This is a genomic window from Kribbella sp. NPDC043289 (assembly GCF_056436705.1).
Genome location: NZ_JBWKCB010000003.1, coordinates 125,289 through 148,522 on the forward strand (window position 1 = coordinate 125,289; position 23,234 = coordinate 148,522).

Below are 23,234 nucleotides of genomic sequence, written 5' to 3' on the forward strand. Positions count from 1 at the left end.
GCGTATCGTATGGGCCAGTCGGACCGCGCCGGAACAGGGGAATCGGCCAGGCCCGAAATGGGGGACGGTGACTTCGGGTCAGGACGCAACTGCCCGGGAGTCCCGAGTTCCTCCCGGCCAGGAGTACGGGGGTGGGGGAGCTCCGGAGTCCGGCGGTGCGCCTGCTGGTGGCGGTCGCGCTGGTGCTGGGGTACAGCGCGGCCGTTACCTGGTCGCCCGACCTGTCCGTCACCGACCGACACCCGGGTGCGCGGCCGCCGCGTGCGACACCCTCGTCGTACCTCGGCTTCATCTGCCACGCTGACTCCATGAGTGACGAGCGGATCGCGCTGGGCACCGCGCGGGGCCGGTGGGTACTGGCGGCGACGGCGTTGGGCTCGGGGATGGCGTTCCTGGACGGGACCGTCGTGAACGTCGCGTTGCCCGCCATGGGCGAGGACCTGAACGCGAACATGGCCGGCCTGCAGTGGATCGTGAACGGCTACATGCTGATGCTCGCCTCCTTGGTGCTGCTCAGCGGCTCGCTAGGCGACCGGTTCGGCCGACGGCGGACGTTCGTCATCGGGGCGATCTGGTTCGCGGCGGCCTCGGTGCTCTGCGCGTTCGCCCCGACCCTCGAGGTGATGATCGCGGGACGCATCCTGCAGGGCATCGGTGGCGCCCTGCTGACGCCGGGCAGCCTGGCGATCCTGCAGACGACGTTCCAGCACTCCGACCGCGGCAAGGCGGTCGGTCTCTGGTCCGGCCTCACCTCGGTCGCCGCGGCGGTCGGTCCGTTCGTCGGCGGAACCCTGGTGGACAGCGGCTACTGGCAGCTGATCTTCCTGCTCAACGCACCCCTGGCGCTGGCGACCGTCCTCGTCGCTCTCCGGCATGTACCGGAGACCAAGGACGAGAGCGCGACCGGCAGGCTCGACTTCACCGGCGCAATCCTGGCCACCCTCGGCCTGGCCGGTCTCACCTACGGGCTGATCAGCGCCGGCGACCACGGTTTCGGCGATCCACTGGTCCTGACCAGTCTCGCGATCGGCGTACTCGCCCTGGCCGCGTTCATCGAGGTGGAGCGGCGCAGTTCGCACCCGATGCTGCCCCTGGGCATGTTCTCCAACATCCGCTTCACCGGCGCCAACCTGGTCACGGTCGTCGTGTACGGCGCCCTCGGTACGTCGACGTTCCTCGTCGTCGTCTACCTGCAGACCGGCCTCCATTACTCAGCCCTCTGGGCCGGCGCCGCGCTGCTGCCGATGACCGCGCTGATGCTCGCCCTCTCGGGGTACGCCGGTGGTTTGGCGGACCGCATCGGCCCCCGGATCCCGATGACGATCGGGCCGCTGCTGATGGCCGGCGGGTTCCTGCTGATGCTGCGGATCGGCACCGGCACGAGCTACTTCACCGCCGTACTCCCAGGTGTCGTGCTGCTCGGGCTCGGGCTGGTCGCGACCGTGGCACCGCTGACCGCGACCGTGTTGTCATCGGTCGCAGATCATCACGCCGGGATCGCGTCCGGCGTGAACAACGCGATCGCCCGGTCGGCGCAGTTGATGGCGGTCGCGGCGATCCCGATGGCGGCCGGCATCACCGGTGACACGTACCGCGATCCGGCGGCGTTCCATACCGGGTTCGGGAACGCGCTGGTGATCTCTGCCGTCCTGGCCGCCTTCGGCAGCGTGATCGCGTGGGTCACCCTCGGCGACCGTCCGGGCCGACAGGTCCGGCACGTCGTCACCACCGACATCCACCACCGGCACTGTGCCCTCGAGGCGCCGCCGCTCGCCGACGCCAAACCAAACTGATTTGTCGACATTCTCCGACTTGTTGCTCGGAGCAACCACTCAGCGAATGCGCGGCAGCTTCAGGTAGTGCTGACGAGTCGCTGGGTCCAGGCGTTCGACGGCATACCGGAGCATCGTCCTGGGCATCCGCGGCGCGTACCGGTCGAGGAATCCGCGGAGCTCGTCCTCGGAGACGCGCTTGCCGGCCTCGCGCAACATCCAGCCGGAGGCCTTGTGAATCAGGTCCTCGGGGTCGTCGAGAACCTCGACCGACAGCTTGTAGGTGTCGGCAGTCTGGCCCTGGCCGATCAGGTACTGCGTGGCGACCAGCGCGATCCGGCGTTCCCAGAGTGACGTCGACTTGCTGAGTGTGTAGAGCATGTCCCGCGGCTCATCGAGCAGGTAGCCGCCGACGATCTGCGGAGCACTGCAGTCCACCAGATCCCAGTTGTTGATGTACGCCGTACTGCGCAGATAGAGCTCGTAGATCGCGAGGAGTTCGGCCGGGTTCGCCGTACGGGGTTTGCGGCTCCGGGTCGCTCGGTCGGCCAGCAGGCAGAGGACCGCGAGGCGATGCTCGTGCACCGGGCTGGTCAGCGCCTGCTCGAGGTCGGGCAACGGGAGGTCGGCGCGCAGGTACGGCTTGAGGATGCCGCGGATCGTGGACAGCTTCACGCCGATCATCCGGTCGCCGTGACCGTACCCGCCCGGCTGCAGCTGGAAGTAGCGCGACAGCACCTCGGCCACCGCGGGATCAGCCGCGGCGTCGATGTCGGTGAGCAGGTCCTTCGTGCTCAGACCAGCATCCCTCCGGTCGCGCGCAGGTTCTGGCCGGTCATCCACCGGGCGTCCGGACCGGCCAGGAACGCGACCACGTCGGCGATCTCCGCGGGCTCCCCCATCCGGCCGAGCGCCGTGATCCCGACCAGCGCGTCCTGGATCTCCGGCGGGTTGTGGTCGTGGAACATGTCCGTGTTCGTCGCACCCGGCGAGACCGTGTTCACGGTGATCGCGCGCGGACCGTACTCGCGTGCAGCGACCTTCACGAACTGTTCGAGGGCCGCTTTACCGGCGGCGTACAAGGAGATCCCGGGGCCTGGCATCACCGTGTTGAGGGTGGACAGGGCGATGATCCGGCCGCCGTCGGGCAGCACGCGACCCGCGCGCTGGATGGCGAAGTACGGTCCCTTCACGTTGGTCGCGAACATCTGGTCGTAGTCGTCCACGGTGACGTCGGCGATCGGCTTCACCATCGCCTGGCCCGCATTGCAGACGAAGATGTCCAGCGATCCGGTCGGCTCGGCCGCGCGCTCGAAAAGGTCGTCGATCGCGGACAGATCCGCCTGGTCCGCCTGGACAGCGATCGCCGTACCGCCGGCCGCCTTGACCTCGGCGACCACGTCGGCCGCGGCCGATTCGCTGCTCGCGTAGGTGAAGGTGACGACGGCGCCGTCGGCCGCCAACCGCCGCACGATCGCCGCGCCGATGCCCCGCGAACCTCCGGTGACCAGCGCTGCCTTACCGTCGAGAACGCCCATGCCGCCTTGTCTATCACCGTTCTGGGTCCGTCGTTTGCTTTACTCTGACAGCGCTTACAGCGGCGAGGTCACGCTCCGGGGTCATCCGTGGCGAACCCGTTGTGACGCTGGGGAGTTGAGGCATACGGTGTGAGTACAGGGCAGTTCCATTTCCGCCAGGACCCGCGTTCGTGGCGCTACCCCGGGGGAGAACCCGCGTGACCAGCCACCCAGAGCCGCGGGACGGCGAAATGATCAGAACGACGTTCGACGCGATCATCGAGGAACTGGAACCGGGAGTCCGGCTGGTCCGGTTGTCCGGCGAGATCGACATGGCGAGCACCGAGGACGCGGCGACGACGATCCGCGCCGCCGTCGCACCGCCCGCGCGGCTGGTGCTGATCGACGTCTCCGCGGTCACCTTCTGCAGCTCCGCCGGACTCGGCAACCTGGTCGAGGCACGCAACCTCGCCGGCCGGCACAACATCCCACTCGCCCTGGTCGGCGTCGGCCGCCCGGTCGACCGTCCGCTCAGCGTCACCGGCCTCGGCGGGCAGTTCCGGATCTACGGCACGATCACCGAGGCGCTCGCGGATCTCTGACCGGCACCGACCCCTTCGGGAACTCGGCACACCTACAGATTCGTCGTACCGACATCGGCACCTTGCGCTGGCACCTGCACGACCCTCGACCGGCGATGCGATAGCGTCCGGTGTCTCCGACGAAGGAAAGTCATGGGTGAGTTAGCGAAAATCGTGGTCGTCGTACCGACCTACAACGAGCGGGAGAACCTGCCCGTGCTGGCCGGGCTGCTGTCCGACCTGAACCTGCCCGGCCTGGAGCTCCTCGTCGTCGACGACAACTCCCCCGACGGCACGGGCGACGTCGCCGACGAGCTGGCGAAGGAGTCGCCGGAGAAGGTCGGCGTACTGCACCGGACCGTCAAGGACGGCCTCGGCCGCGCGTACATCGCCGGGATCACCCGGGCCCTCGACGAAGGCGCCGACATCGTCATCCAGATGGACGCCGACCTGTCGCACCCCGCCGCGGTGATCCCGACCATGGTCGAGATCCTGCGGACCACCGACGCCGGCGTCGTGATCGGCTCCCGGTACGTGCCCGGCGGCTCTGCCGCGGCCGAGTGGGGCTGGCACCGGCGAGCGCTGTCCGCCTGGGCGAACTTCTACGTGAACGCGATCCTGCGGCTGCACGTCAAGGACGCCACCGCCGGCTTCAAGGCGTGGAAGGCCGACACCCTGCGCTGGATCGACGTCGCGTCGATCGCGAGCAACGGGTACTCGTTCCAGGTCGAGATGAACTACCGGACGGTCAAGCGCGGCGTGAAGATCGCCGAGACCCCGATCCGCTTCGAGGAGCGCACCGAGGGTGTCTCCAAGATGAGCCTGAAGGTGCAGCTCGAGTCGGCACTGATGCCCTGGAAGCTGCTGCTCAACCGGTCCTGAACCGAGGTTTCCGCGGTACGGCAGAGGCGTCCGCCGTACCGCGGATTTCGCCTGCCCGGGGGTCCGCTGCGCGGAGCGGTCCGATCAGGCCCGCCGAGCAGCCCGTCAGCGCCGCCGGCCGGTGGCGCCGGCCGGTGGCGCCGGCCGGTGGCGCCTATCCGTAGCCGAGCTCGTGCAGCCGGGCGTCGTCGATGCCGAAGTGGTGCGCGATCTCGTGCACGACCGTGATGTTCACCTCATCGACGACGTCGTCGACGGTCTCACAGATCTTCAGGGTCGGGTTCCGGTAGATCGTGATCCGGTCCGGGAGCACGCCGCCGTAGTAGTGCCCGCGCTCGGTCAGCGGGATGCCCTCGTAGATCCCGAGCAGCTCCGGCTGGCCCGCCGGCGACTCGTCCTCGACGAACACCGCCACGTTGTCGATCAGCGCCGCGAGCTCCTCCGGCACGTCGTCCAGCGCCTGCGCGACCAGCTCCTCGAAGGCGCTCCGGCTCATCTCGATCACCCCTCCAGTATCTCGTTTTGGAAGCTGGCGCGGTCTCCTCTATGCTTACGGCTGTCCCTGGAGCTTCGGCTCCCGCGGGTCCGAGTCCCCATCGTCTAGTGGCCTAGGACGCTGCCCTTTCAAGGCGGTAACGCGGGTTCGAATCCCGTTGGGGATACGGCCGAAAGGCCGGTGCAAGAAGAGGCTCGAAGATGCTGTAGGATCATCGAGTCATTGAGGCCCAGTGGCGCAGTTGGTTAGCGTGCCGCCCTGTCACGGCGGAGGTCGCGGGTTCGAGTCCCGTCTGGGTCGCCAGGAGAAGGCGGCGGTGTGAAAAACACCGCCGCCGAATTTTCTCCCCGGTCAGGTAGCTCAGCTGGTAGAGCGTCCGCCTGAAAAGCGGAAGGTCGGCGGTTCGAGACCGCCCCTGACCACCTCTCTCACCTGCGGTTTCTCGTTCTGAGAACCGCCGATTCTCCCGCGATTACCGCAACGCCTATCCGGCAACCAGCTCCGCGAGCTGATCGAGTGACCTTCCGCTGGTCTTCCAGAGACGCGTGGGCATAGATCGTCATCTGTACCTGACGGATGCCGCGAGAAGGGACAAGATCACGGCAGTGGTGGCTCTCCAAGACCCTGCAGGTGTTGGGTCTCGTTCAGAGAGACGACCTGATGGCTGAAGTGGGTGTCGTTGCGGAGGAGGGTGGTGATACCACCTGAAGTCAGGGGAAAGAAGACCCGGTCCGTCGAGGTCATCGGCATGCCGATCCAGGCAGCAATCAGATAGCTCGACGCGGACCCGTGAGACACCACTATCTGGTTCGCGACTGGTCGACGGAGGATGTCATCGAGGGCCGGGTACAGGCGTTCGACCAATGCCATTCGTGTTTCCGCACCGGCTGGTCCGTCGTGGTGGCCGAGTCGATCGCCGTATTCCGGAAGTGGGATGCGGCGCTCGGCGAGCCACGCTTGGGGACGCCCGTCAGCCTCACCGTTGGACCTCTCGCGAAGCCGCGCATCAGTCTGAACCTCGACGGAGAACCTCCGAGCAACTTGCTCTGCCGTCTGGCTGGCTCGCTTCAGATCAGAGGAGTAGACCTCGACCGGCTGGGGTCCGATCCTGCTCACCAGGACCTCGGCGATGCGTTCGGCCTGCAGGCGCCCAAGGGGTGTCAGATCTGAGTCGTGCCAGCCTCCAACGACGCCGTCAACGTGATGCTGAGCCTCGGGATGTGTGACGAGGTAGATGTGTCTCATTACCCTCCTTTGCAGCCTCAGAGCCTCTCACGAGTCAGCACGACACGCCGGGGAGACGCTCTGCACGGGTCCCACCTGGGGCCGTCAGAGACGACAAGCCTTCCTATGCTGACGGTGCAGGAGTGACCGCAACCAGGACCGCAACAGCCACCGCTGGTGGGCATCAGGACCCGACGGAAGGACGTCCTGGGCAACGGTTCTGTCTAGCCGCCCGGGGGCCGCTGTCGAACTGAAAAGCGGAAGGTCGGCGGTTCGAGACCGCCCCTGACCACCTTCTCTACCTGCGGTTTCTCCATCTGAGAACCGCCGATCCTCACACAATGACCGCAACGTCTGTTCGGTTTCCCCTGGTCGGGAACCGGCACCTGACCTCCCGCTAAGTATCGGAGAGGTCAGCGATGAGTGCGCACCCAACCGGCATCAGTCCGCCGCAGCAGATCGACCCCGTCGGCGTCGAGCCCTCGCACGTACCGCGTCTCACGCTGCTTGAAGGGCCGAGAAGGGAAGCGGATACTCGGCCCCATGGTGGGGAAGGTGTGGTTGGGGGTGGTGCTGGTGCTCGCTCTCGGACGGTGTGGGTCCGAGGCAGCCCCGGGCTCTGCGCCTAGTAATAAGTCGGCCCCTCGGCCGGCGTGGAAGACACCGGGCGGTGATCTGGTGCCGCAAGCTCAGCCCACACAAGCGTTTGTGGAGCGCGCGGGAGTGGTCGCGCGCGTCGTGCGGGCGGCGGGGATCCCGGCGCCGGTGACCGGTGTCTTCTTGTACTCGACGCGGACGCCGGGGCTCGGGTTCGACACCTGGCAGCAGAAGATCTCGTGGTTGTCCGGGCGGGTTGCCTTCGCGGACGGGGTCCAGTTCGCGGAAGGTGGTACGACGCGGGTCGATTTCGCGGATGGGTCGAACGAGACGATGCAGGTGCTCGACGCTCAGCAAGCTCTGACCGAGGCGATCGGTCCGCCGAACGACATGTGCGAGAGGATGCCGAGCTGCGAAACGCTCACGATCACCGCCAGCTCGTTGACGACGACTGACGTGGAGACCAGCCATGGCCGGGCGACCGTGCCGGCTTGGTCGTTCACGGTGCGAGGCCTGTCGAGACCTGTTGTCGCCGTCGCGGTCCCTGCGGGCGTGCTCAAGTCGCTGCAGTGGACCGACCCGCTACCCGGCCTCGCCCGGCTCGAGCAGGGTCTGCTCCAGGTCGGCGTTCTCGACTGGGTCGACGGCAAGACCCTCAGTTTCGAGTTCAGCCACGGACTCTATGAGACCGACCTCCGGGCCCACGTCGTCGAGTACGACGATTTGGTGGTCATCGGTGGCAGTCACGGTCCATTGCTCCCGGCCGTTGCGGACGTCGGGAAGACATCGACCGCGGTCGTCACCCTCAGCAAGCCGCTCGGCGACCGGGCCGTCATCGCCGCCGACACCGGCATACGTCTCACGCCGTACCCGTACCTCAGACAGTGATGGAGGTGAAGGCTCGGGTTTGGTCGGTGAGGGGCTCGTTCGACGGGGAGGCGTCCAGGGAGGAGGCGCCGCAGAAGCCGTGGATGCCGGTGGTTTTGCAGAGGACGCACTCGGCGTAGACGAGGTTCGGCGACCGGGCCGCCGTAAACCAGGGCTCGGATCTGATGACCGCAACCGGGACCGCAACAGGTGGCGACAGCAACCAACCGAGCCAACCGATGAGCCTTGCTCTGCAACACCGGTTCCATGGAGCCCAAGGGCCGCTGTCGAACTGAAAAGCGGAAGGTCGGCGGTTCGAGACCGCCCCTGACCACCCCTGTGACCTCGCTTTGGGAATCGCCACCACACGTCGTGTGGGTGATCGACCGTGACCGCTTTCGCCAGGACCGCCGGTCAGTTCGGTGGGTGTGGATAGCTTTGATACGCGGAGGGTCTGCTCAGAGTAATCTGGTGACATGACTGCTCAGCCGATGCAGAGCTCGCCGGACGACCCCAGCGAGATCCTCCGCCTCTTGCCGGAGAAGTGGCATGAGCAGTTCCTCAGCGAGTACCACGGCGCTCTAGACGCTGCCCACGAGGTGTGGCGCTTCCAGCAGCTGCGGGACGTGTTGCACCTCTGGCGCCTGCGGGCGGTCGCGTATTCCGATCCGAGCTTCGATCAGGCATTGCAAGCGACCCGCGAGGATCGAGCTGACGAGTTCGTGCCGGCAGAGCAAGCGATACCGGGCTGGTCCGATCGGCGGTGAGCTACCGCGTGGAGTTTCACGCATCCGCATTGGCCCAGCTGCAAGGACTGCCTTCATCGGCATTCGATGCTTTGGTCGAACGTGTCAGCAAGCTGGTCGGTGCGCCGTGGGAGACCCAAACCCTCGATCGAGATGAGCCGAGCTTTCGGCAATGCACCTTCGGTGGCCTCGGGCTGCTGTCCTTCTACGTCGACGACGATCGCGAGCAGATCCGGATCTTCGACGTGACCTGGGTCGGCTGACGGAGCGACCCGCTAGGCGACGGTTCTCACCAGCAGCACGAGAGTTGCTGTCGAACTGAAAAGCGGAAGGTCGGCGGTTCGAGACCGCCCCTGACCACCACAAACCCTCTCCGCGTCAGCTGGGGAGCAATTTTTTCTTCGCACGCACATTCCGCAGTCGCTACCGCAGATTCAGGGCTGGGTGCGTGGGGTTGTCCGGCTTGTGAGTTCGGTGACTAACCAGGGGTAGGCGGAGGCGAAGGCGGGGGCGGCGAACTGCCAGGTGTGGGTGCCGGGGCTGACGTCGACGCGGGACCAGATGCCGACCTTCGCCGCCGCCTTGGAGAGTTGCCGTGCCTCCGACTGGTGGCGCGGTTCGTCGGCGCTGGTGAGGAACAGGCCGCTGACGTTTGTGTAGCGGCCGTGTGCACGCATGACGGGGAGCGCCTCGTTGGCATTGCGGGCGGCGATGCTCCCGCCGTACAGATCCTGCAAGGTCTGCGCGCGAGTGCCCGTGTACGGCGCGAGGTCGCCGGAGATGTCGACGAAGTGGTTGAACACGTTCGGATACTTGACGACCAGGTCGATCGAGCACGTGCCGCCCATCGAGAACCCGGCTATCGCCCACTGCCGCGGGTTGCGGGAAGCGCCGAAGGTCTTCTCCACGTACTTGGGGATGTCGAATGCCAGGTGATCGGCGGCGTTCCCCCGCGGGCCGTTCACGCACTCGGTGTCGTTGCTGAATCGACGGGTCGCATCGGCGAAGACGAGGATCGGCGCGTAGCCACCGTGGAGCCGCGCGTAACTGTCGGACGTCTGTACGGCGTTGGCGAGGCGCACCCAGTCGCCCGGGCCACCGCGCTGGCCGCCGATCATCTCGACGACCGGCAGGACCGGACGGCGATGACCGACGAACCAGATCGGCGGTAAGTACACCAACTCCTGCCGATGGCCGAAGTGGCTGTACGTCGCTGGGATGGTCACCGCGACGAGCTTCCCCGCCGTTGGGATGTTCGCGGCTCCAGCAGCGTGCATTGCGCTCGGGAGCGAGGTCTGGCCCGGCAGCGGGGTGTGGGTCCAATCGTTGATCGCGGACCCGAGCGTGGGGTAGTAGCCGACGAACTGGTTGATCCCGTTGGCGCACACGAAAGCGGCGAGCGCCGCGGCGAGCAGCGCCGTACCGCGCCTCCACCATCGCGCGCTGCGCCACCCAGCCACCAGTACGAGCAACGCGCCGGCTGCGGCTCCGAGCCAGAACCACACCGCGAACGGCACTGGATCCACCTGTCGCATCGCCCGCGCGCCCGGGTACGCCGCCAACACTGCCAGGAACACTGCAGCAACAACGACCACCGGGAGCACCCGCAATCGCCACCGCTGGTCCCGCCACCCCACCGCAAGCAGCAGCACAGTGACCGCGACGACCTCGATCGTCACCGGGAACCAGCCACCGAGCAGCGACACGCCCCTCCAGCCATCCACAGTTCGAACGTAGCTCCCTCTCCTTAGAAGGCGTTGAGTCGTACCGTGGGGAGAGGGACTTGTTGTTTGGGGGCGGTAGTGATGCGGAAGGCCTGGGAGCTTCTGAGTGCGGGACCTGTGGATGCGGAGCGGTCGGTTCTGCTGTTGCCGGGTGGGGCCAATGCGGCGCGGTCGTTCGATCTGGTGATGGCTGAGGAAGCGCTGGCCGGCGTTCGGCTGGTGGCGACGACGCTGCCGGGGATGGCGGGTGCCCCGATGGCAGGCGACGACGTGTCCATCCCGGCCTTGGCGCGCCGGGCCGGGGAGCTGGCGAAGGAGCTCGGCTCCGACGTGGTCGTTGGCTTCTCCCACGGTGCGACGGTTGCGCTGGAGATGCTGCTTTCCGGCCACTTCCACGGGCCGGTCGTGCTCCTCGGGATCAGCCTGTCGACCGAGGACGATGCCTGGATCTTCCGGGCCGCCGTGCGGACCTCGGAAAAAGTCGGTCACTGGCCGATGGCCCTCCTGATGAAGGGTATGCCGCTGATGGCCCGGTCAGCCAAAACGCCCGATCCGCACAAGCGAGACCTCATCGAGGACCTCAAGCAGAACCGAGCCGGTGATTCGGTGCGGACCTCCAGCACGTACCTCGACTACATCGCTCTCGACCGGGACTACGCAGGTCTACTGGCCGCGTGTGGCAGCCCGGTGTGGGTAGTCCACGCCGAAAAGGGGGACGGTGGGCTCACAGACGCCGAGCGCGCCACTCTCGAGGCGGCGCCCAACGTCACCTTGGTGACGATCCCCGGCTCAGTGTTCCTCCTCCCTGACGAGGCACCACAACAGACCGCGGCTGCAATCGCCGCCGCGGTCGCTGTCGCGCAAGCCCACTGACGGTCAGGGGCGGAAGGCGCCGAAGAGGAGGCGGCTGAGGAGTGTGGCCAGGAGGAGTGCCACGAGGCCCGTGAGCGCAACGACGGACACGACGCACGCGAGGTTCTTCATGACGGTCAGGCGTGGGGTCATGTGGGTGAAGCCATCGCTCAGGATCGCCACGGTCGCGAGTGTTGTGAAGGCGACCGCTGCGACCGCGAGCACGAGGTAATGGTGTCCGCCCAAGGTCGCGGTGGCGGTGAACTTCGACGCGTGATCCAGCCACGCACCTAGCGTGTACATCCAGATCACGGTCGCCAGGTCAGCCGCCATCAGGAACCACAGGATGAACGGCCGCCGAGCCGGCGCTCGGGTCCCGGGGCGACTGAGTAAAACTGGAGTCAGGTATCGGCCGGTGGTGCCGGCCCTGCGGCGAGTGGGCGCGCGACGGGCGGTGGTGGCGGTACTGCGAGTTGCCCCCCGGCCCGCGGCGAGGTCCGCACCGTGGCGAGTGGCCCGGGCGGCACGACGAGCGCCGTACCCCTCACGCGTGCGGGTGGCTCGAGAGACGATGGTCATGCTCGCTCCTCGGGTGGACGGTCGGCGCGTGTTCCATTACGCGATGACCTGTGCACACAGGGCGAACATTGGTGCCGCGGCGGCACCAGCTAGCGGACGGCCAGTTCCGCGGTCAGGAGCGAGCCGGCACCGGTTGTACTGGTGAACCATGGATGTGTGCCGGTGCCCTCGAGGAATTGCTCGATGTCCGCCGGAGCGGGCCCGCCCGAGAAGAGTGGCTCCGCGCTTGGGCTGAACGCTTGGATGAGGTGAATGAGGCGTTGCTTGCGTGGCCGGCTGCTGCGCGCGAGCCGCGACTCGGCGACAGCCCGCCGCCACTCGCTCAGCACCAGTTGAGCCCGCCGCAGCCGGAGCAGTTCGCTGTCCGACCGAGCAGGCGCCGTACCGCTGTCAGCGTCGAAGACATCAGCCCGCAGATGCTCGACAGAAGCACCACGCAGCGGCACAACCTCTGTAAATACAGGCTCCTCGGCATCGGAGCGGAGCGTCAGCAGCACCGGATCCTGTGCCTCGCCCGAGCGACGATCGACGAGCCGTACCAGCAACCGATCCGCAACGACAGGCGAAGGCATCGACGCGTACGCCGGGACGATCACCCGCACCGCTGCTCCTCGCGCCGCGACCAGCCGTACGTCGGAAGCCGCGATCCGCGCCCGCAACTGCCGAGGGTCCACCCCGCCCCGATCAGGCAACGCGATCGGCGATCGAGCAGGAACCTTGAAACCACCGACCGGTACCGCGGCCCCGAGATTCCCCCACGCCGTCTGAACAGCCGCCAGTGTGGCATCCGGACCATGCACCTCCCGAGCCAACGCGGCGTACCCGGCGGTCAACCGGGACAACCCCGCGAAAAGGGCCCTAGGCAACGATGTCGCGGAGTCGGTCAAGTCGTTCAGAACGGACGTCACCTCACCGGCCGATCGGCGGGCGAGGACGAGTGCGCGGTCGACGAGGGTACGTCGGAGTTCGCCGGCCGCCAGTGCGCTCGCGGCCTGTGCGCGGACGATCGCACGCTCGGCATCCAGCAGGCCCTGGCGCAGCGGTACCTGCAACCACCAGTCCAGCGCATCGACGACCGCGAGCCGCAGCCACGCACCCGCTCCAGCACAATCGACGGGTACGTCGCTCGTCGCCACGCCCGTCGCCAACAGGCGATCGATCTCGCGTACCGCGATTGCGCCGAGGATCGTCTCCAGGAGATCCCGGTCTGCCTCGGCCCAGCGGCGTACCTCGACCGCATGCCAGCGCGAGGGATCGGCCAGGTCGATCTCGGCGGTGACCCCGGGGGCCAGGTCGACGGTCCGCACCAGATCTGCGGGGGTTGGACTCGTGAGACGCACGGAGGGCGTTGTCAGAAGGGCGATCATCAGGTCGGACCCTCCTTCACGCGCGGCCGGTCGGCGCTCGAGGTCGTTGTCGAGGCCAACGATCTCGAACAGCGCGCCATCGGATGGAGACGGTCACCAAAGGTTAAGACCACAGCAGTCGCTGGTAAAGAGCACGACATCACCGACGCCTCGCTTCGCTCGGCGAAGCGACGGAGGTGGTCAGGCCGCAGACCGAGCAAGCGTGCGGGCCATTTGGGCGCCGGTTCGGCTTGGGCAGGTGGCGGGCGCGGGGGTGTCGGTCCAGGGTGGGTCGGAGCGTCGCGCCAGTTCGAGGAGTGCTAGCCGGCGAAGGCCGTGGTACCCGCCGGCTCGGCTCCAGACTGTCTTCGTCATCGTGCCGGCGCGCGGCAGAGCGAGCTGCCGGAGCTCGGTCGCGCTGCGCAGGAACCCTTCCCGCCGCCGGTCCCGCAACTCGAACACCTGCGGCCCGGCGAGCTCCTCGTCGTCCGCGAGTTCGGTCAGACCGGTCTCGAGGTCGAGCTCCAGCCACGTGAGGTACTCGACGAAGGCCAGCACCAGGATGTGCCGGTCCGGCGGCATCCCGCTGGGCCGATCGGCGGCCAAGCGACGCAGCCTGCTGAGCTCGCTCTGCTCACGCCAGATCAGCCGGACCGTCCGGTACGCCGCCCCCGCGTGCGCCGGCGGCAGCGCGAGCCGGGTGACACCGTCCGCCGCGGCCGGAAGGACTGGCAGCCCGGGCTGCCGCCGCGCGATTCCCGCCGCCGCGATCCCGAGCGTCTCCCAGGCCTGGCCGTGTTCCCCCGCAGCCCGGAACGCCATCGCCCGCGCGACGGTCCGCAGATTCGCCCCGACGTACGGGTCACCCACCCGACCCTCGCCGAGCAGTCGCAGCGCGGTCCGCCAGTTCCCCGCCTCCAATGCCCGGATCGCCTCGACATCGCCGGTGGCGATCGTCGGTACGGCGGCTGATCCATCCATGGGGCACCTGGTTCCGCTGGTGATGGGTCCTCGGAAAATCTCCCGTCGCCACGCCGCGGACGGCTTCAGTGAACTTCAGTGGATTACAGCTAATCCCGGTATCAAAAGTAGAACGAGGTGTACTGCAGGTCAACGCCCAGTATCATTTCGACCGTGAGTCACCCCAAAATCGCAGTGAGTTGACCGATCTCCGACTGGCGACACGTGCAGGATCTGCGGCTGTCCAAGTACAGCCCGGGTCGGTAGAGTTGGGTAGATTAGGTGTACGATCGGCGAATCCGTGATCGACGCGGTCGACTGACCACCTTTCGGGAGTGAACAGTGGCCCCTTCACCAGAGGCCGTTCGACTCGCCAGGAGGCTCCGTGAGCTCCGGGAGTCGCAGCGACTGACCCAGAAGGACGTGTCGCGCGCACTCAGTGCGGACACCCGGGTCGCCGTCGCCACGATCAGCTCCTGGGAGTCGCAGTCCAACCCGAAACTGCCACCGGAAGAGCGGCTGCGGTCGTACGCACTGCTGTTCTCCAAGCCCTCGATGCCCGAGCGGCTGCCCCGTGAACAGGACCTCACCGGGTCCGAGCGGGAGCTCTTCACCAAGCTGCACCGCGAGCTGGTCACCCTCCGGGACGACGTCCGCCACCAGCAGACCGATTCCCCGTCGAGCAACGGCTCGTACACCTTCGACTTCGAGTCCGGGCGGATCACGATCATCTGCCCCGAGGCCCCCGAAGACGGACGTTCGCCGCTGGCGGACGAGAACAACCCGAACCACACCCGCCTCTACAAGTACGCCGACCTCGACGCCCTGATCGAGATGTGGGGTCACGTGCGCGCCTCCAACCCGGAGCTCCGCGTCCGGCACCGACTGCCGTCCGAGGTGAGCGCGGACCATCTGTCCGGCCACCTGGTCGTGCTCGGCGGCACCGCCTGGAACCAACTCACGGGTCGGCTGCTGCGCGTCCTGAACGAGCTGCCGATCAAGCAGCTGACGGTCAAGGACGTCGCCGACGGCGAGATCTTCCGCTCCCGCGACGGCCGGGAGTACCGCCCGGTCTGGGAGGAGCTCGAGGCCGTCAAGCCCGACGAGGCCCCGTCGAAGGCGAAGCTCGAGGAGATCCAGGCGCAGGACGCCTGGGACGGCCGGACCCCGCGGGAGCTCGTCGAGGACGTCGCGCTGCTCGCCCGGTTGCGGAACCCGTTCAACCGGAGCCGCACCATCACCATCTGCAGCGGCGTCTACAGCCGCGGCGTGCTGGGAGCGGTCCGGGCGCTGACCGACGATGCCGTGCGCGAACGCAACGAGGCCTATCTGGCCAGCCGGTTCCCGAACGGCACCTTCGGACTGCTCCTCAGGATCCCTGTCGTCAACGGCGAGGCCGTCACTCCTGACATGGAAATCTCGGAGAACCGTCTTTACGAATGGTCTCCCGACGAGGAGGACGAATGAGCCGGCGCATCACGCACGGCCAATCCCACTCAGCGCTGCTGCACGATGTCTCCAAGGTCAAGGTCTCCCCGAAGGCACGCACCCGGGTGGACGCGATCGTCGTCCCCGCCGCGCGGCAGGCCTCCGCCTTGCAGAACGTCATCTCGCTGTCCATCCAGCTGTCCGTACCGCTCGTCATCCTGTGCAGCCGCCAGGCCAAGACCGACCTGGTCCGCGAGCGCGTCGAAAGCCTGAAGAACTTCGGCGCCCAGGCACTCATCATCGAGGTGCCCGAGAACTACCGGCCGCCGTGCACCGCACCGTTGACGTCCGGACCGGAGTTCGCCGAGGCCTCGGCGGACCGGTCGAGTGACCTGAGCGTGAAGCGCAACATCGGCCTGCTGCTCGGCCGGCTGCGGGGCTGGAACAAGATCTTGTTCGTCGACGACGACATCAGCCAGTTCAACCCGCGCGACGTCGACCGGCTGAGCGAGTACCTCGACAGGTATCCGGTCGCGTCGATGGTCAGTCAGTACTTTCCGGACAACTCGGTGGTCTGCCACGCACGACGCCTCGCCGGTTTCCAGCAGGACATCTTCGTCAGCGGTGCGGCCCTCGGCGTGAATCTGAACCACCCGGACCTGTCGTTCTTCGCCGACATCTACAACGAGGACTGGTTCTTCTTCGCGCGCCAGGCCGCCAGCCGTACGCTGCCGAAGATCGGTGTGGTCCGGCAGGAGGCGTACGAGCCGTTCGCGGATCCCGGACGTGCGGAACGCGAGGAGTTCGGCGACATCCTGGCCGAAGGGCTGTACGCGCTGCTGGAGGCGACGCCGAACTGGAGCTTCAAGGACCAGCTTGCGGCGGTGACTCGGAAGAGCCACTGGCGGACCTTCCTCGAGCAGCGGCTCGACACGATCCAGACGACGTACAAGGCACTCCAGCAGGCCGAGGTGTCGGCGAGCCCGACGAACTACCTGGACATGCTGAACGCCTGCAACTCGCTGCGGAGCGCGGAGACCCAGGCGACCGGCATCTCCCCGGACCTGTGTGTCGACTTCATCGAGAAGTGGCACGAGGACGAGGTGCGGTGGCAGCAGATGTTGCGTCGTTTCCCGTCCGGGCTGAGCGAGCAGGACGCGCTGGCCGAGCTGCAGCTAACGTCCTGGTTCTCCTGTGGGTACGGCCAACTGGCCGGCGTGTCGGGGACGGCTGGCGCGTAGCCGGATCTCGCGGCGTCCGGTGCCGTCCCTGAGCGGCTGCCGCTCACCGGTCGGGCAGAAACCGAGCCGGTCGTACACCTCTTGTGCGACCGTGTTCGTGTCCAGCACCCAGACCCTCCATTCGGTGACGTCCGGATCGGCCGCCGCGAGCTGCCGGAGGATCGCCCGCAGCACGCCTGTACGGCGGTACCGCGGGTCGACCCACACCGACTCGATGTGCCGTTCGTCCGCCGGCCGTCCCGCGACCCGGACCGAGCTCGCGAGCCCGACGATCCGGCTCTCGTGGCGGGCGACGACCCATCGCATCCGGGTGAACCGCTCCCGCCAGCCGTCCTCTCCGACGATGACTTCGTCCTCGTACTCCGACATGTACGCCGACGGGGAGTCCTTCAGCGCCCGGAGGCGGACCTCCCTGGCGATCGGCCAGTCTTCGGTACCGAGCATGGCGAGTTCCAAGGTCCCGGACCCCTTCGGGAGATGGCATCAAGACATCCATACCAGTGTCGCCGTTTCGGCCCTGGACCAAACCGATTGCCGGACAATCTCACATTCTGTGGCAGCAAGAGGTCATCGGCAGATCGCCTGGTCGACGAACGCGTCGACCGACTTGTCGGGGTTGGTCTTGAAGTCCGGCGTCACGGCGATCGTCACCTGCCGCCGGGTGTCCTCGGTGGCGAACGAGTAGGCCTGGTACGCCAGCGCGTCGCCATCGTTGCCGTAGACCCGGACCCCGCACTTGGTGTCGTGCCACGACAGGCCCAGCCCGTACGTCCCGTCCTCGGTGCCCGGCGTCTTCATCGCGTCCAGCAGTCGCGCGGGCAGCAGGTGACCACCGAGCAGCGCGGCGAAGAACCGGTTCAGGTCCTGCGTCGTGGAGATGATGTCTCCGCCCGCGCCGAACAGCGTCGGGTTCATCTCGGTGAAGTCGATCAGCCCGCCGTCCTTCGGCACGTAGCCGTGCGGATGCGGTCCTCGCAGGTACGTCGACGTACCGGGCATCGTCGTACCGTGCAGACCGAGGGGGCGGATCAGGCGGCGCTCGATCTCCTCGGAGTACGTGTGGCCGGTCGCCTTCTTGATGATCTCGCCGATCACGAGGTAGTTCGTGTTGGAGTAGTCGTACTGCGATCCCGGCGTGTCGAACACCGGCGGGTTCGCGACGGCGCGCTGGATCTGCTCGGCCGCGGTCCAGGTGCGGTACCGGTTCGCGTAGAACTCGGCGCTCGGCGGCATCGGCAGCGTGTTCTTGTAGTCGAACAAACCGCTGGTGTGGTTGAGCAATTCGCGCACCGTGATGTTCTCGCCGTTCGGCACCACACCCGGCAGCCAGTGCTCCACCGAGTCATCGAGCCGGATCCGCCCCTCGGCAACGAGCTGCAGTACGACGGTGGCAACAAACGTCTTCGTAATACTCCCCGCCCGGAACCGCCCCGCGACCGGCACCTTCCGCGAACTCCCCAACTCCGCGACCCCACTACTACCGCGCCACACCGCCCCACCGTCCCGCACCTCGGCCAGCGTCCCGATTGCCACCACGCCGTCCAGCCCCTTCTGCATCTCCCCCGCAGAAGCAACCCCCGTCCCCGGTACCAAACTCGCCACCGCCGCCGTCAACGCCACAAACCCCTGACCCAACATCCCGATCTCCTCTTGTCTGTCCCGATGCCCTCACCCTTTCCTGCGGCTCGAAGACAGACATCGGGGATCGCCCGGGGAATCACCCGGTGAGGCGGGCAACCAAATCGTCGAGATTCGTAGTGGTTGCCCCGGAGTTCAGGAGGTACTTCGTGGTGGTGTCGTGGGTGTTGTGGAGGTGGGTGAGGAGTCGGAGCATGGTGTCGGCGTCGGCGCCGGAGGCTTCGTAGTCGGCGGCAACTGTTTCGGTTGGTACGCCGAGTAGGTCGAGCGTCAGGGCAACGACGACACCGGTTCGGTCCTTGCCTGCGTGGCAGTTCACGACGACACCGCCGGGTGGAGCCTCCGCGATCGCCACGACGGCTGCCGTCACGCGGCCGGCGAAGTCGTCCACGAGGATGCGGTACTGCTCGAAGAGGTCCAGGTCCGACACGTCCGGGTCGGAGGGGTCCCAGAGTGGGACGTTTCGCACGCGCGGGTCGGCGGTGTACGGGGATGGGAACGTCTCGCACTCCCAGACGCTGCGCAGATCCACGAACCGGCTGATCCCGCAGGCCTCGACCGCAGCGATGCCTGCGGGGCTGAGCTGGTCCAGGTTGTCGCTGCGGATCAACCGCCCCGCCTGCAGTTCGCCGCTGGCTGTTTGTAGTCCCCCGAGGTCTCTGACGTTGCGGCAGTCCGGCCAGCTCAGTGGGCGCATGGCGATCACCTTAGACCGGCCGGACATTGCCTCAGGCAACTTATGCGACGGCGGTGGCCTCGGTGAGCTGTTCCGAGGTGGGCTGCAGCTGCGGCGTCGCCAGGGTGAGGAAAACGTTGGCGACCGCGAAGACGGCGGCGGCCAGCAGACCTCGTTCGTACCCGGACTGCAGCGCCTGGAGTTGTGTCGCTCCGTGCGTCAGCTCGTTGGTCGTGTGGGTGATGGAGAGCGTCGTGACGATCGCGAGACCGAGCGCACCGCCGACCTGGTACATCGCGTTCACGACCCCGGACGCCGCGCCGGCCTCAGCCGGACGGACCTCGGACACCGCGCTGATCTGACCGGGGACGCCGACCCCGATGATGCCGAAGCCGAAGATGATCAGCCCAGGCAACAGTTCCGAGCTGTAGTTACCTGTCGCGTTGGCCTGCGAGAGAAGCAGCAGCCCCGTGACACTCAGAACAGCACCCGCAAGCTGCACCGTCCGCGTGCCGAGCCGCTGCACCAACTGCGACGCGAGCACCGCGCCGACGATCGCCGCGCCACCCATCGGCAGGAAGTGCACGCCCGCCTCGAGCGCACTGTCCCCACGCACCTGCTGCAGGTAGATCGCGGTCAGGAAGAACATCGACAGGAACCCGGCACCGTTCAGCGCCAGCGAAGCGCCCGAGACACTCAGTGCGCGCGACCGGAACAGCCGCAGCGGGACCAGCGGCGCCGCCGACCGGGCTTCCACCAGCACGAACGCGGCGAGCAGGACGACACCGGCCGTCAGTACGCCGACCACCTCGAACGATCCCCACCCGGACGGTTCCGACCGAACCACGCCGTACACGACCGCCATCAAGCCGGACGTGCCGAGGATCGCGCCGAGCGTGTCGAAGGTACGGCGGCCCGTCGCGTGCCGTACGTCGGGGACGAAGACCGGGATCAGTGCGACCAGCGCGAGCACGATCGGCACGTTCACGAAGAACACCCACTGCCAGCTCAGCTTGTCGACCAGCACGCCGCCCGCGACCACACCGAGCGTGCCGCCGAGGCCGGCCAGACCGCCCCAGACGCCCATCGCGATGTTCCGCTCGCGACCGTGCGCGAACGTCATGGTCAGGATCGCCAGCGCCGCCGGCGACAGCAACGCCCCGCCGAGGCCCTGGACCGCCCGCGCCCCGATCAGGAACTCGGGCGAGTTGGACAGACCGGCCACCAGCGAGGTGACCCCGAAGAGCAGCAGGCCCGCGGTGAACACCCGGCGCGGCCCGAGCAGGTCCGCCATCCGCCCGCCGAGCAGCAGGAAGCCGCCGAAGAGCAGGGTGTACGCGTTGATCACCCACTGCAGGGAGTCGGCGGAGAAGTGCAGGTCCGCCTGAATGTGGGGCAGCGCGACGTTCACGATCGTCACGTCGAGCACCACGATGAACTGCGCGAGAGCCAGCACCGCCAGGGTGGCCCAAGGACTGCGTCGCATCGCCGTACCTCATTCGAAGTCTCAGGTCTACGCCGTATGTATACGGCGTAAGCTTACGGAGTAGACACTAGGTCTACGGTGTAAACTTGTCAACGTGATCACCAAGGAGAGCTCTCGACGCCTGGATCCGGCGAAGGTGGTGGACAGCGCGCTGGCCATCGCCGACGACGAAGGACCGGCCGCCGTCTCGTTCCGGAAGCTGGCCGCGCAGCACGACGTCACGCCGATGGCGATGTACCGGCACTTCAAGGACAAGGACGACCTGCTCGCCGCGCTCGGTGACCGCCTGCTCGCGGACGTCGTCCTGCCGGAGCCGACCGACGAGCCGTGGGACACGCAGCTGCACCGGCTGCTGACGGCGTTCGTCACCGCGCTCCGGGCGCACCCGCGCCTCGCGGACCTGACACTCGCCCGGATCCTGGTCGCAGGGCCTGGGCTGGCGCTGTCGGAGCGGGCGCTGGAGCTGCTGATCGAGGGCGGATTCTCGGTCGACGACGCGGCCGAGGTCGGCCGGCAGTCGATCTGCTCGCTGATCGCGCTGGTCACCACGGACCCGATCGCCCGCGAGGTGAGCGACCCCGAGGCCCGCGAGGCCTCGCTCCGGAAGAAGCGGGCCGCCCTAGGCGCCCTCTCGCCGGAGCGGTACCCGCTGATCACCTCCGCCGCGGGCGCCCTGATCTGCCCGTCGTCCCGCAATCGGTACTACGCCCTCGGCATCGACCTGGTGGTCGCCGGAATCCGCGGCGTACTCGAGTAGCGGGTGTCTGACCGCACGGAGAGGGTTGGAACGGCTACGCTCCGAGACGGAGCGACACCACTCTCTATGGAGGTACACCGATGGCGGGGAAGTTCGAGCTCTACAAGGACAAGTCCGGCGAGTTCCGGTTCCGCTTGAAGGCCGGCAACGGCGAAGTGATCGCGACCAGCAGCGAGAGCTACAAGACCAAGGCCTCCGCGCTGAACGGGATCGAGTCGATCAAGAAGAACGCCGCCGAGGCGAACCTCGACGACCAGACCGACTGAAACGTCAAGAAAACAAGGGGGTTTCTCCAGCGCTTGCCGGAGAAACCCCCTTCTTCTGCCGACTCAGAGACCGTCGGCGAACTCCACCCCGCGGACCTCGACGCCGAGGCCTTCGATGGCGGCGTCCGGGATCTGCGCGGCCAGCTCGCAGGCGCGCTCCCGGGACGCGACGTCGACCAGGTAGTAGCCGCCGAGGAACTCCTTCGACTCGACGAACGGCCCGTCGGTGACCGCCGGGACCCCGCCCCGGACCGTGACCACCGCCGACTGGGCCGGCTCCTGCAGCGCGACCGTGCTGTGGAACTCGCCCGACGCCTTGATCGCCTCCATGAACTTCTCGTGCCCGCTCATGATGGCCTGCTGCTCCGCCTCGGGCAGCGCGCCGAGCACGTCGGGGTTGATGTTCAGGATCAGTAGGTACTTCACGATGTCTCCCTTACGCGCGGCCCCCGGAGGTGGGCGCCTCTCATTCATCAGTACGGAGCCGCCCGCCGCGTCTTGACATCCCCTCGCGGCCGATAACGTCCCTCCATGACCGTGTTGAGTCTCACAGATGTTCGCGCGGCCGCGGGTCGCCTCGCCGGAGTTGCGCACCGTACGCCGGTCCTCACCTCGCGGACCCTCGACGAACGGGTCGGGGCGCAGGTGTTCCTCAAGGCGGAGAACTTCCAGCGGATCGGCGCGTTCAAGTTCCGCGGGGCCTTCAACGCGATCAGCCGGCTCACTCCCGAGCAGCGCGCGGCGGGCGTGGCGGCGTACTCCTCGGGTAATCACGCGCAGGCCGTCGCGCTGGCGGCGCGGCTCGCCGGGATCAGCGCGGTGATCCTGATGCCGGCGGACGCCCCGCCGACCAAGCTGGCCGCGACCCGCGGGTACGGCGCTGAGGTGGTGACGTACGACCGCTACACGCAGGATCGGACCGCGCTGGCGCAGGAACTGGCGAGCGAGCGGGGACGGACCCTGATCCCGCCGTACGACCATCCCGACGTGATGGCCGGCCAAGGGACGGTGGCGCTCGAACTGATCGAGGAGGTCGGGCATCTCGGGGCGCTGCTGGTCCCGGTCGGCGGTGGTGGGCTGATGGCGGGCTGCGCCACCGCGGCGACCCTGATCTCGCCGGGGATCCGGATGATCGGGGTCGAGCCGGAAGCGGGTGACGACCATGTGCGGTCGCTGGCCAAGGGCGAGCGGGTGGAGATCGCCGTACCGCGGACGATCGCGGACGGGCAGGCGATCTCGACGCCGGGGGAACTCACGTTCGCGGTGAACCGGCGGCTGATGGAGTCGTGCGAGGTGGTCAGCGACGCGGAGATCGTGGCCGCGATGGCGTTCGCGTTCGAGCGACTGAAGATCGTGCTGGAGCCGAGCGGCGCCAGTGCGCTGGCCGCACTGCTGGCCGGGCGGATCCACGGGCTGCCGGAGCGCGTCGGAGTGGTGCTGTCCGGCGGGAACGTCGGTCTGGACCGCTTCCGCGAGCTGCTCGGAGATAGCTGAATTCACAAGGACTTTAGGGTGCCCTCGCCACCCTCTGTGCCTGTTGTCACAGACAGCCACCATCAATTGTGACCGAGGTCACACGGAGGCCGCGATTCGTCGCCT

General features: G+C 67.5%; 25 protein-coding genes and 3 tRNA genes. 15 read left to right on the forward strand and 13 right to left on the reverse strand.

The features are described from left to right. The first annotated feature begins 131 nt into the window (after nucleotides 1–131). Complete coding sequence (locus AC0662_RS18945) at nucleotides 132–1,793, forward strand: MFS transporter (RefSeq protein WP_478302099.1); 1,662 nt, start codon at nucleotides 132–134, stop codon at nucleotides 1,791–1,793. Between the two features lie 39 nt (nucleotides 1,794–1,832). On the opposite strand, the gene AC0662_RS18950 is transcribed toward AC0662_RS18945, so the two are convergent. After that, the gene (locus AC0662_RS18950; protein WP_452197141.1) at nucleotides 1,833–2,615 is read right to left on the reverse strand and encodes a DNA alkylation repair protein; all 783 of its coding nucleotides are present in this window, start codon (nucleotides 2,613–2,615) and stop codon (nucleotides 1,833–1,835) included. Beyond that, nucleotides 2,567–3,310 (reverse strand): SDR family oxidoreductase, encoded by a 744-nt coding sequence (locus AC0662_RS18955; RefSeq protein ID WP_452197140.1) that lies wholly within the window; start codon nucleotides 3,308–3,310, stop codon nucleotides 2,567–2,569. The genes AC0662_RS18950 and AC0662_RS18955 overlap by 49 nt, the downstream gene beginning before the upstream one ends. A 230-nt stretch (nucleotides 3,311–3,540) precedes the next feature. Between AC0662_RS18955 and AC0662_RS18960 the strand changes: the two genes are divergently transcribed. Both AC0662_RS18960 and AC0662_RS18965 read left to right on the forward strand, forming a co-directional pair. Continuing rightward, nucleotides 3,541–3,891 carry an STAS domain-containing protein gene (locus AC0662_RS18960; RefSeq protein ID WP_452197139.1) on the forward strand — a complete coding sequence of 117 codons (351 nt, stop codon included), beginning with the start codon at nucleotides 3,541–3,543 and terminating at the stop codon, nucleotides 3,889–3,891. Between the two features lie 132 nt (nucleotides 3,892–4,023). Then, nucleotides 4,024–4,752 (forward strand): polyprenol monophosphomannose synthase, encoded by a 729-nt coding sequence (locus AC0662_RS18965; RefSeq protein WP_452197138.1) that lies wholly within the window; start codon nucleotides 4,024–4,026, stop codon nucleotides 4,750–4,752. A gap of 154 nt (nucleotides 4,753–4,906) precedes the next feature. Here the strand turns inward: AC0662_RS18965 and AC0662_RS18970 are convergent, their stop codons facing one another. Next, entirely contained in the window at nucleotides 4,907–5,248 is a 342-nt protein-coding gene (locus AC0662_RS18970) for a metallopeptidase family protein (protein WP_478303404.1), read from the reverse strand. Nucleotides 5,249–5,341: 93 nt separating this feature from the next. On the opposite strand from AC0662_RS18970, the gene AC0662_RS18975 reads away from it, so the two are divergent. The 3 genes from AC0662_RS18975 (at nucleotide 5,342) to AC0662_RS18985 (ending at nucleotide 5,670) form a co-directional block, all read left to right on the forward strand. Continuing rightward, nucleotides 5,342–5,414, forward strand: a tRNA-Glu gene (locus tag AC0662_RS18975). A 60-nt stretch (nucleotides 5,415–5,474) separates the two neighbouring features. Then, nucleotides 5,475–5,551: transfer RNA gene (locus AC0662_RS18980), tRNA-Asp, on the forward strand. Between the two features lie 46 nt (nucleotides 5,552–5,597). Continuing rightward, nucleotides 5,598–5,670 (forward strand) — tRNA-Phe (locus AC0662_RS18985). Between the two features lie 175 nt (nucleotides 5,671–5,845). Here AC0662_RS18985 and AC0662_RS18990 read toward each other — a convergent pair. Next, nucleotides 5,846–6,493, reverse strand: a complete 648-nt coding sequence (locus tag AC0662_RS18990; RefSeq protein ID WP_478302102.1) for a histidine phosphatase family protein — start codon at nucleotides 6,491–6,493, stop codon at nucleotides 5,846–5,848. Between the two features lie 687 nt (nucleotides 6,494–7,180). Here AC0662_RS18990 and AC0662_RS18995 point away from each other — a divergent pair. The 3 genes from AC0662_RS18995 (at nucleotide 7,181) to AC0662_RS19005 (ending at nucleotide 8,945) form a co-directional block, all read left to right on the forward strand. Further along, nucleotides 7,181–7,957: a hypothetical protein gene (locus AC0662_RS18995; protein ID WP_478302104.1), complete on the forward strand. Its 777-nt coding sequence runs from the start codon at nucleotides 7,181–7,183 to the stop codon at nucleotides 7,955–7,957. 455 nt (nucleotides 7,958–8,412) lie between these two features. Beyond that, nucleotides 8,413–8,703 (forward strand): DUF6247 family protein, encoded by a 291-nt coding sequence (locus AC0662_RS19000; RefSeq protein WP_452197130.1) that lies wholly within the window; start codon nucleotides 8,413–8,415, stop codon nucleotides 8,701–8,703. Next, nucleotides 8,700–8,945 (forward strand): type II toxin-antitoxin system RelE family toxin, encoded by a 246-nt coding sequence (locus AC0662_RS19005; RefSeq protein WP_452197129.1) that lies wholly within the window; start codon nucleotides 8,700–8,702, stop codon nucleotides 8,943–8,945. Before AC0662_RS19000 ends, AC0662_RS19005 begins: the two co-directional genes overlap by 4 nt. Before the next feature lie 171 nt (nucleotides 8,946–9,116). On the opposite strand, the gene AC0662_RS19010 is transcribed toward AC0662_RS19005, so the two are convergent. After that, nucleotides 9,117–10,406: an alpha/beta hydrolase gene (locus AC0662_RS19010; protein WP_478302107.1), complete on the reverse strand. Its 1,290-nt coding sequence runs from the start codon at nucleotides 10,404–10,406 to the stop codon at nucleotides 9,117–9,119. A gap of 81 nt (nucleotides 10,407–10,487) precedes the next feature. Here AC0662_RS19010 and AC0662_RS19015 point away from each other — a divergent pair, with 81 nt between their 5' ends. Further along, complete coding sequence (locus AC0662_RS19015; RefSeq protein ID WP_452197127.1) at nucleotides 10,488–11,279, forward strand: alpha/beta fold hydrolase; 792 nt, start codon at nucleotides 10,488–10,490, stop codon at nucleotides 11,277–11,279. 3 nt (nucleotides 11,280–11,282) lie between these two features. Here AC0662_RS19015 and AC0662_RS19020 read toward each other — a convergent pair whose 3' ends face one another. The 3 genes from AC0662_RS19020 to AC0662_RS19030 all read right to left on the reverse strand — a co-directional run bounded on the left by AC0662_RS19020 (nucleotide 11,283) and on the right by AC0662_RS19030 (nucleotide 14,164). After that, a complete protein-coding gene (locus AC0662_RS19020; protein ID WP_452197126.1) occupies nucleotides 11,283–11,591 on the reverse strand; it encodes a hypothetical protein in 309 nt (102 codons plus the stop codon). A 335-nt stretch (nucleotides 11,592–11,926) separates the two neighbouring features. Beyond that, a complete protein-coding gene (locus tag AC0662_RS19025; protein WP_478302110.1) occupies nucleotides 11,927–13,144 on the reverse strand; it encodes a hypothetical protein in 1,218 nt (405 codons plus the stop codon). Nucleotides 13,145–13,384: 240 nt separating this feature from the next. Next, nucleotides 13,385–14,164 carry a hypothetical protein gene (locus tag AC0662_RS19030; protein WP_478302112.1) on the reverse strand — a complete coding sequence of 260 codons (780 nt, stop codon included), beginning with the start codon at nucleotides 14,162–14,164 and terminating at the stop codon, nucleotides 13,385–13,387. Nucleotides 14,165–14,485: 321 nt separating this feature from the next. Between AC0662_RS19030 and AC0662_RS19035 the strand changes: the two genes are divergently transcribed. Beyond that, nucleotides 14,486–15,610, forward strand: a complete 1,125-nt coding sequence (locus AC0662_RS19035) for a hypothetical protein (protein ID WP_452197123.1) — start codon at nucleotides 14,486–14,488, stop codon at nucleotides 15,608–15,610. Continuing rightward, the gene (locus AC0662_RS19040) at nucleotides 15,607–16,812 is read left to right on the forward strand and encodes a hypothetical protein (RefSeq protein WP_452197122.1); all 1,206 of its coding nucleotides are present in this window, start codon (nucleotides 15,607–15,609) and stop codon (nucleotides 16,810–16,812) included. Before AC0662_RS19035 ends, AC0662_RS19040 begins: the two co-directional genes overlap by 4 nt. On the opposite strand, the gene AC0662_RS19045 is transcribed toward AC0662_RS19040, so the two are convergent. The 4 genes from AC0662_RS19045 to AC0662_RS19060 form a co-directional block, all read right to left on the reverse strand. Then, nucleotides 16,747–17,256: a GNAT family N-acetyltransferase gene (locus AC0662_RS19045; RefSeq protein WP_452197121.1), complete on the reverse strand. Its 510-nt coding sequence runs from the start codon at nucleotides 17,254–17,256 to the stop codon at nucleotides 16,747–16,749. The two genes, AC0662_RS19040 and AC0662_RS19045, sit on opposite strands and share 66 nt — an antisense overlap. Before the next feature lie 123 nt (nucleotides 17,257–17,379). Then, nucleotides 17,380–18,369, reverse strand: coding sequence for a serine hydrolase domain-containing protein (locus tag AC0662_RS19050; protein ID WP_452197120.1), 990 nt, complete (start codon nucleotides 18,367–18,369; stop codon nucleotides 17,380–17,382). A 160-nt stretch (nucleotides 18,370–18,529) separates the two neighbouring features. Beyond that, entirely contained in the window at nucleotides 18,530–19,147 is a 618-nt protein-coding gene (locus AC0662_RS19055; protein ID WP_478302115.1) for a tyrosine-protein phosphatase, read from the reverse strand. A gap of 40 nt (nucleotides 19,148–19,187) precedes the next feature. Then, nucleotides 19,188–20,612 (reverse strand): DHA2 family efflux MFS transporter permease subunit, encoded by a 1,425-nt coding sequence (locus tag AC0662_RS19060; protein WP_478302117.1) that lies wholly within the window; start codon nucleotides 20,610–20,612, stop codon nucleotides 19,188–19,190. Between the two features lie 94 nt (nucleotides 20,613–20,706). Here AC0662_RS19060 and AC0662_RS19065 point away from each other — a divergent pair, with 94 nt between their 5' ends. Together AC0662_RS19065 and AC0662_RS19070 are read left to right on the forward strand one after the other, a co-directional pair. Continuing rightward, complete coding sequence (locus AC0662_RS19065) at nucleotides 20,707–21,369, forward strand: TetR/AcrR family transcriptional regulator (RefSeq protein WP_478302119.1); 663 nt, start codon at nucleotides 20,707–20,709, stop codon at nucleotides 21,367–21,369. Nucleotides 21,370–21,449: 80 nt separating this feature from the next. Beyond that, on the forward strand, nucleotides 21,450–21,635 hold the full coding sequence (locus AC0662_RS19070) for a YegP family protein (protein ID WP_344188618.1): 186 nt from the start codon (nucleotides 21,450–21,452) through the stop codon (nucleotides 21,633–21,635). 63 nt (nucleotides 21,636–21,698) lie between these two features. Here the strand turns inward: AC0662_RS19070 and AC0662_RS19075 are convergent, their stop codons facing one another. Beyond that, nucleotides 21,699–22,061, reverse strand: a complete 363-nt coding sequence (locus tag AC0662_RS19075; RefSeq protein ID WP_452197116.1) for a YciI family protein — start codon at nucleotides 22,059–22,061, stop codon at nucleotides 21,699–21,701. Nucleotides 22,062–22,166: 105 nt separating this feature from the next. Here AC0662_RS19075 and AC0662_RS19080 point away from each other — a divergent pair, with 105 nt between their 5' ends. Then, on the forward strand, nucleotides 22,167–23,129 hold the full coding sequence (locus AC0662_RS19080) for a threo-3-hydroxy-L-aspartate ammonia-lyase (protein ID WP_452197115.1): 963 nt from the start codon (nucleotides 22,167–22,169) through the stop codon (nucleotides 23,127–23,129). The last annotated feature ends 105 nt before the right edge of the window (nucleotides 23,130–23,234 follow it).

What these genes read in the sequence shown, in the direction of transcription:
- AC0662_RS18990 (WP_478302102.1), bottom strand. Translation starts at nt 6,493, where the DNA reads ATGAGACACATCTACCTCGTCACACATCCCGAGGCTCAGCATCACGTT.
- AC0662_RS19030 (WP_478302112.1), bottom strand. Translation starts at nt 14,164, where the DNA reads ATGGATGGATCAGCCGCCGTACCGACGATCGCCACCGGCGATGTCGAG.
- AC0662_RS18965 (WP_452197138.1), top strand. Translation starts at nt 4,024, where the DNA reads ATGGGTGAGTTAGCGAAAATCGTGGTCGTCGTACCGACCTACAACGAG.
- AC0662_RS19000 (WP_452197130.1), top strand. Translation starts at nt 8,413, where the DNA reads ATGACTGCTCAGCCGATGCAGAGCTCGCCGGACGACCCCAGCGAGATC.
- AC0662_RS19015 (WP_452197127.1), top strand. Translation starts at nt 10,488, where the DNA reads ATGCGGAAGGCCTGGGAGCTTCTGAGTGCGGGACCTGTGGATGCGGAG.
- AC0662_RS19040 (WP_452197122.1), top strand. Translation starts at nt 15,607, where the DNA reads ATGAGCCGGCGCATCACGCACGGCCAATCCCACTCAGCGCTGCTGCAC.
- AC0662_RS19045 (WP_452197121.1), bottom strand. Translation starts at nt 17,256, where the DNA reads ATGCTCGGTACCGAAGACTGGCCGATCGCCAGGGAGGTCCGCCTCCGG.
- AC0662_RS19080 (WP_452197115.1), top strand. Translation starts at nt 22,167, where the DNA reads ATGACCGTGTTGAGTCTCACAGATGTTCGCGCGGCCGCGGGTCGCCTC.
- AC0662_RS19020 (WP_452197126.1), bottom strand. Translation starts at nt 11,591, where the DNA reads ATGGCGGCTGACCTGGCGACCGTGATCTGGATGTACACGCTAGGTGCG.
- AC0662_RS19050 (WP_452197120.1), bottom strand. Translation starts at nt 18,369, where the DNA reads ATGCAGAAGGGGCTGGACGGCGTGGTGGCAATCGGGACGCTGGCCGAG.
- AC0662_RS18970 (WP_478303404.1), bottom strand. Translation starts at nt 5,248, where the DNA reads ATGAGCCGGAGCGCCTTCGAGGAGCTGGTCGCGCAGGCGCTGGACGAC.
- AC0662_RS19055 (WP_478302115.1), bottom strand. Translation starts at nt 19,147, where the DNA reads ATGCGCCCACTGAGCTGGCCGGACTGCCGCAACGTCAGAGACCTCGGG.
- AC0662_RS19070 (WP_344188618.1), top strand. Translation starts at nt 21,450, where the DNA reads ATGGCGGGGAAGTTCGAGCTCTACAAGGACAAGTCCGGCGAGTTCCGG.
- AC0662_RS19060 (WP_478302117.1), bottom strand. Translation starts at nt 20,612, where the DNA reads ATGCGACGCAGTCCTTGGGCCACCCTGGCGGTGCTGGCTCTCGCGCAG.
- AC0662_RS18960 (WP_452197139.1), top strand. Translation starts at nt 3,541, where the DNA reads ATGATCAGAACGACGTTCGACGCGATCATCGAGGAACTGGAACCGGGA.
- AC0662_RS18955 (WP_452197140.1), bottom strand. Translation starts at nt 3,310, where the DNA reads ATGGGCGTTCTCGACGGTAAGGCAGCGCTGGTCACCGGAGGTTCGCGG.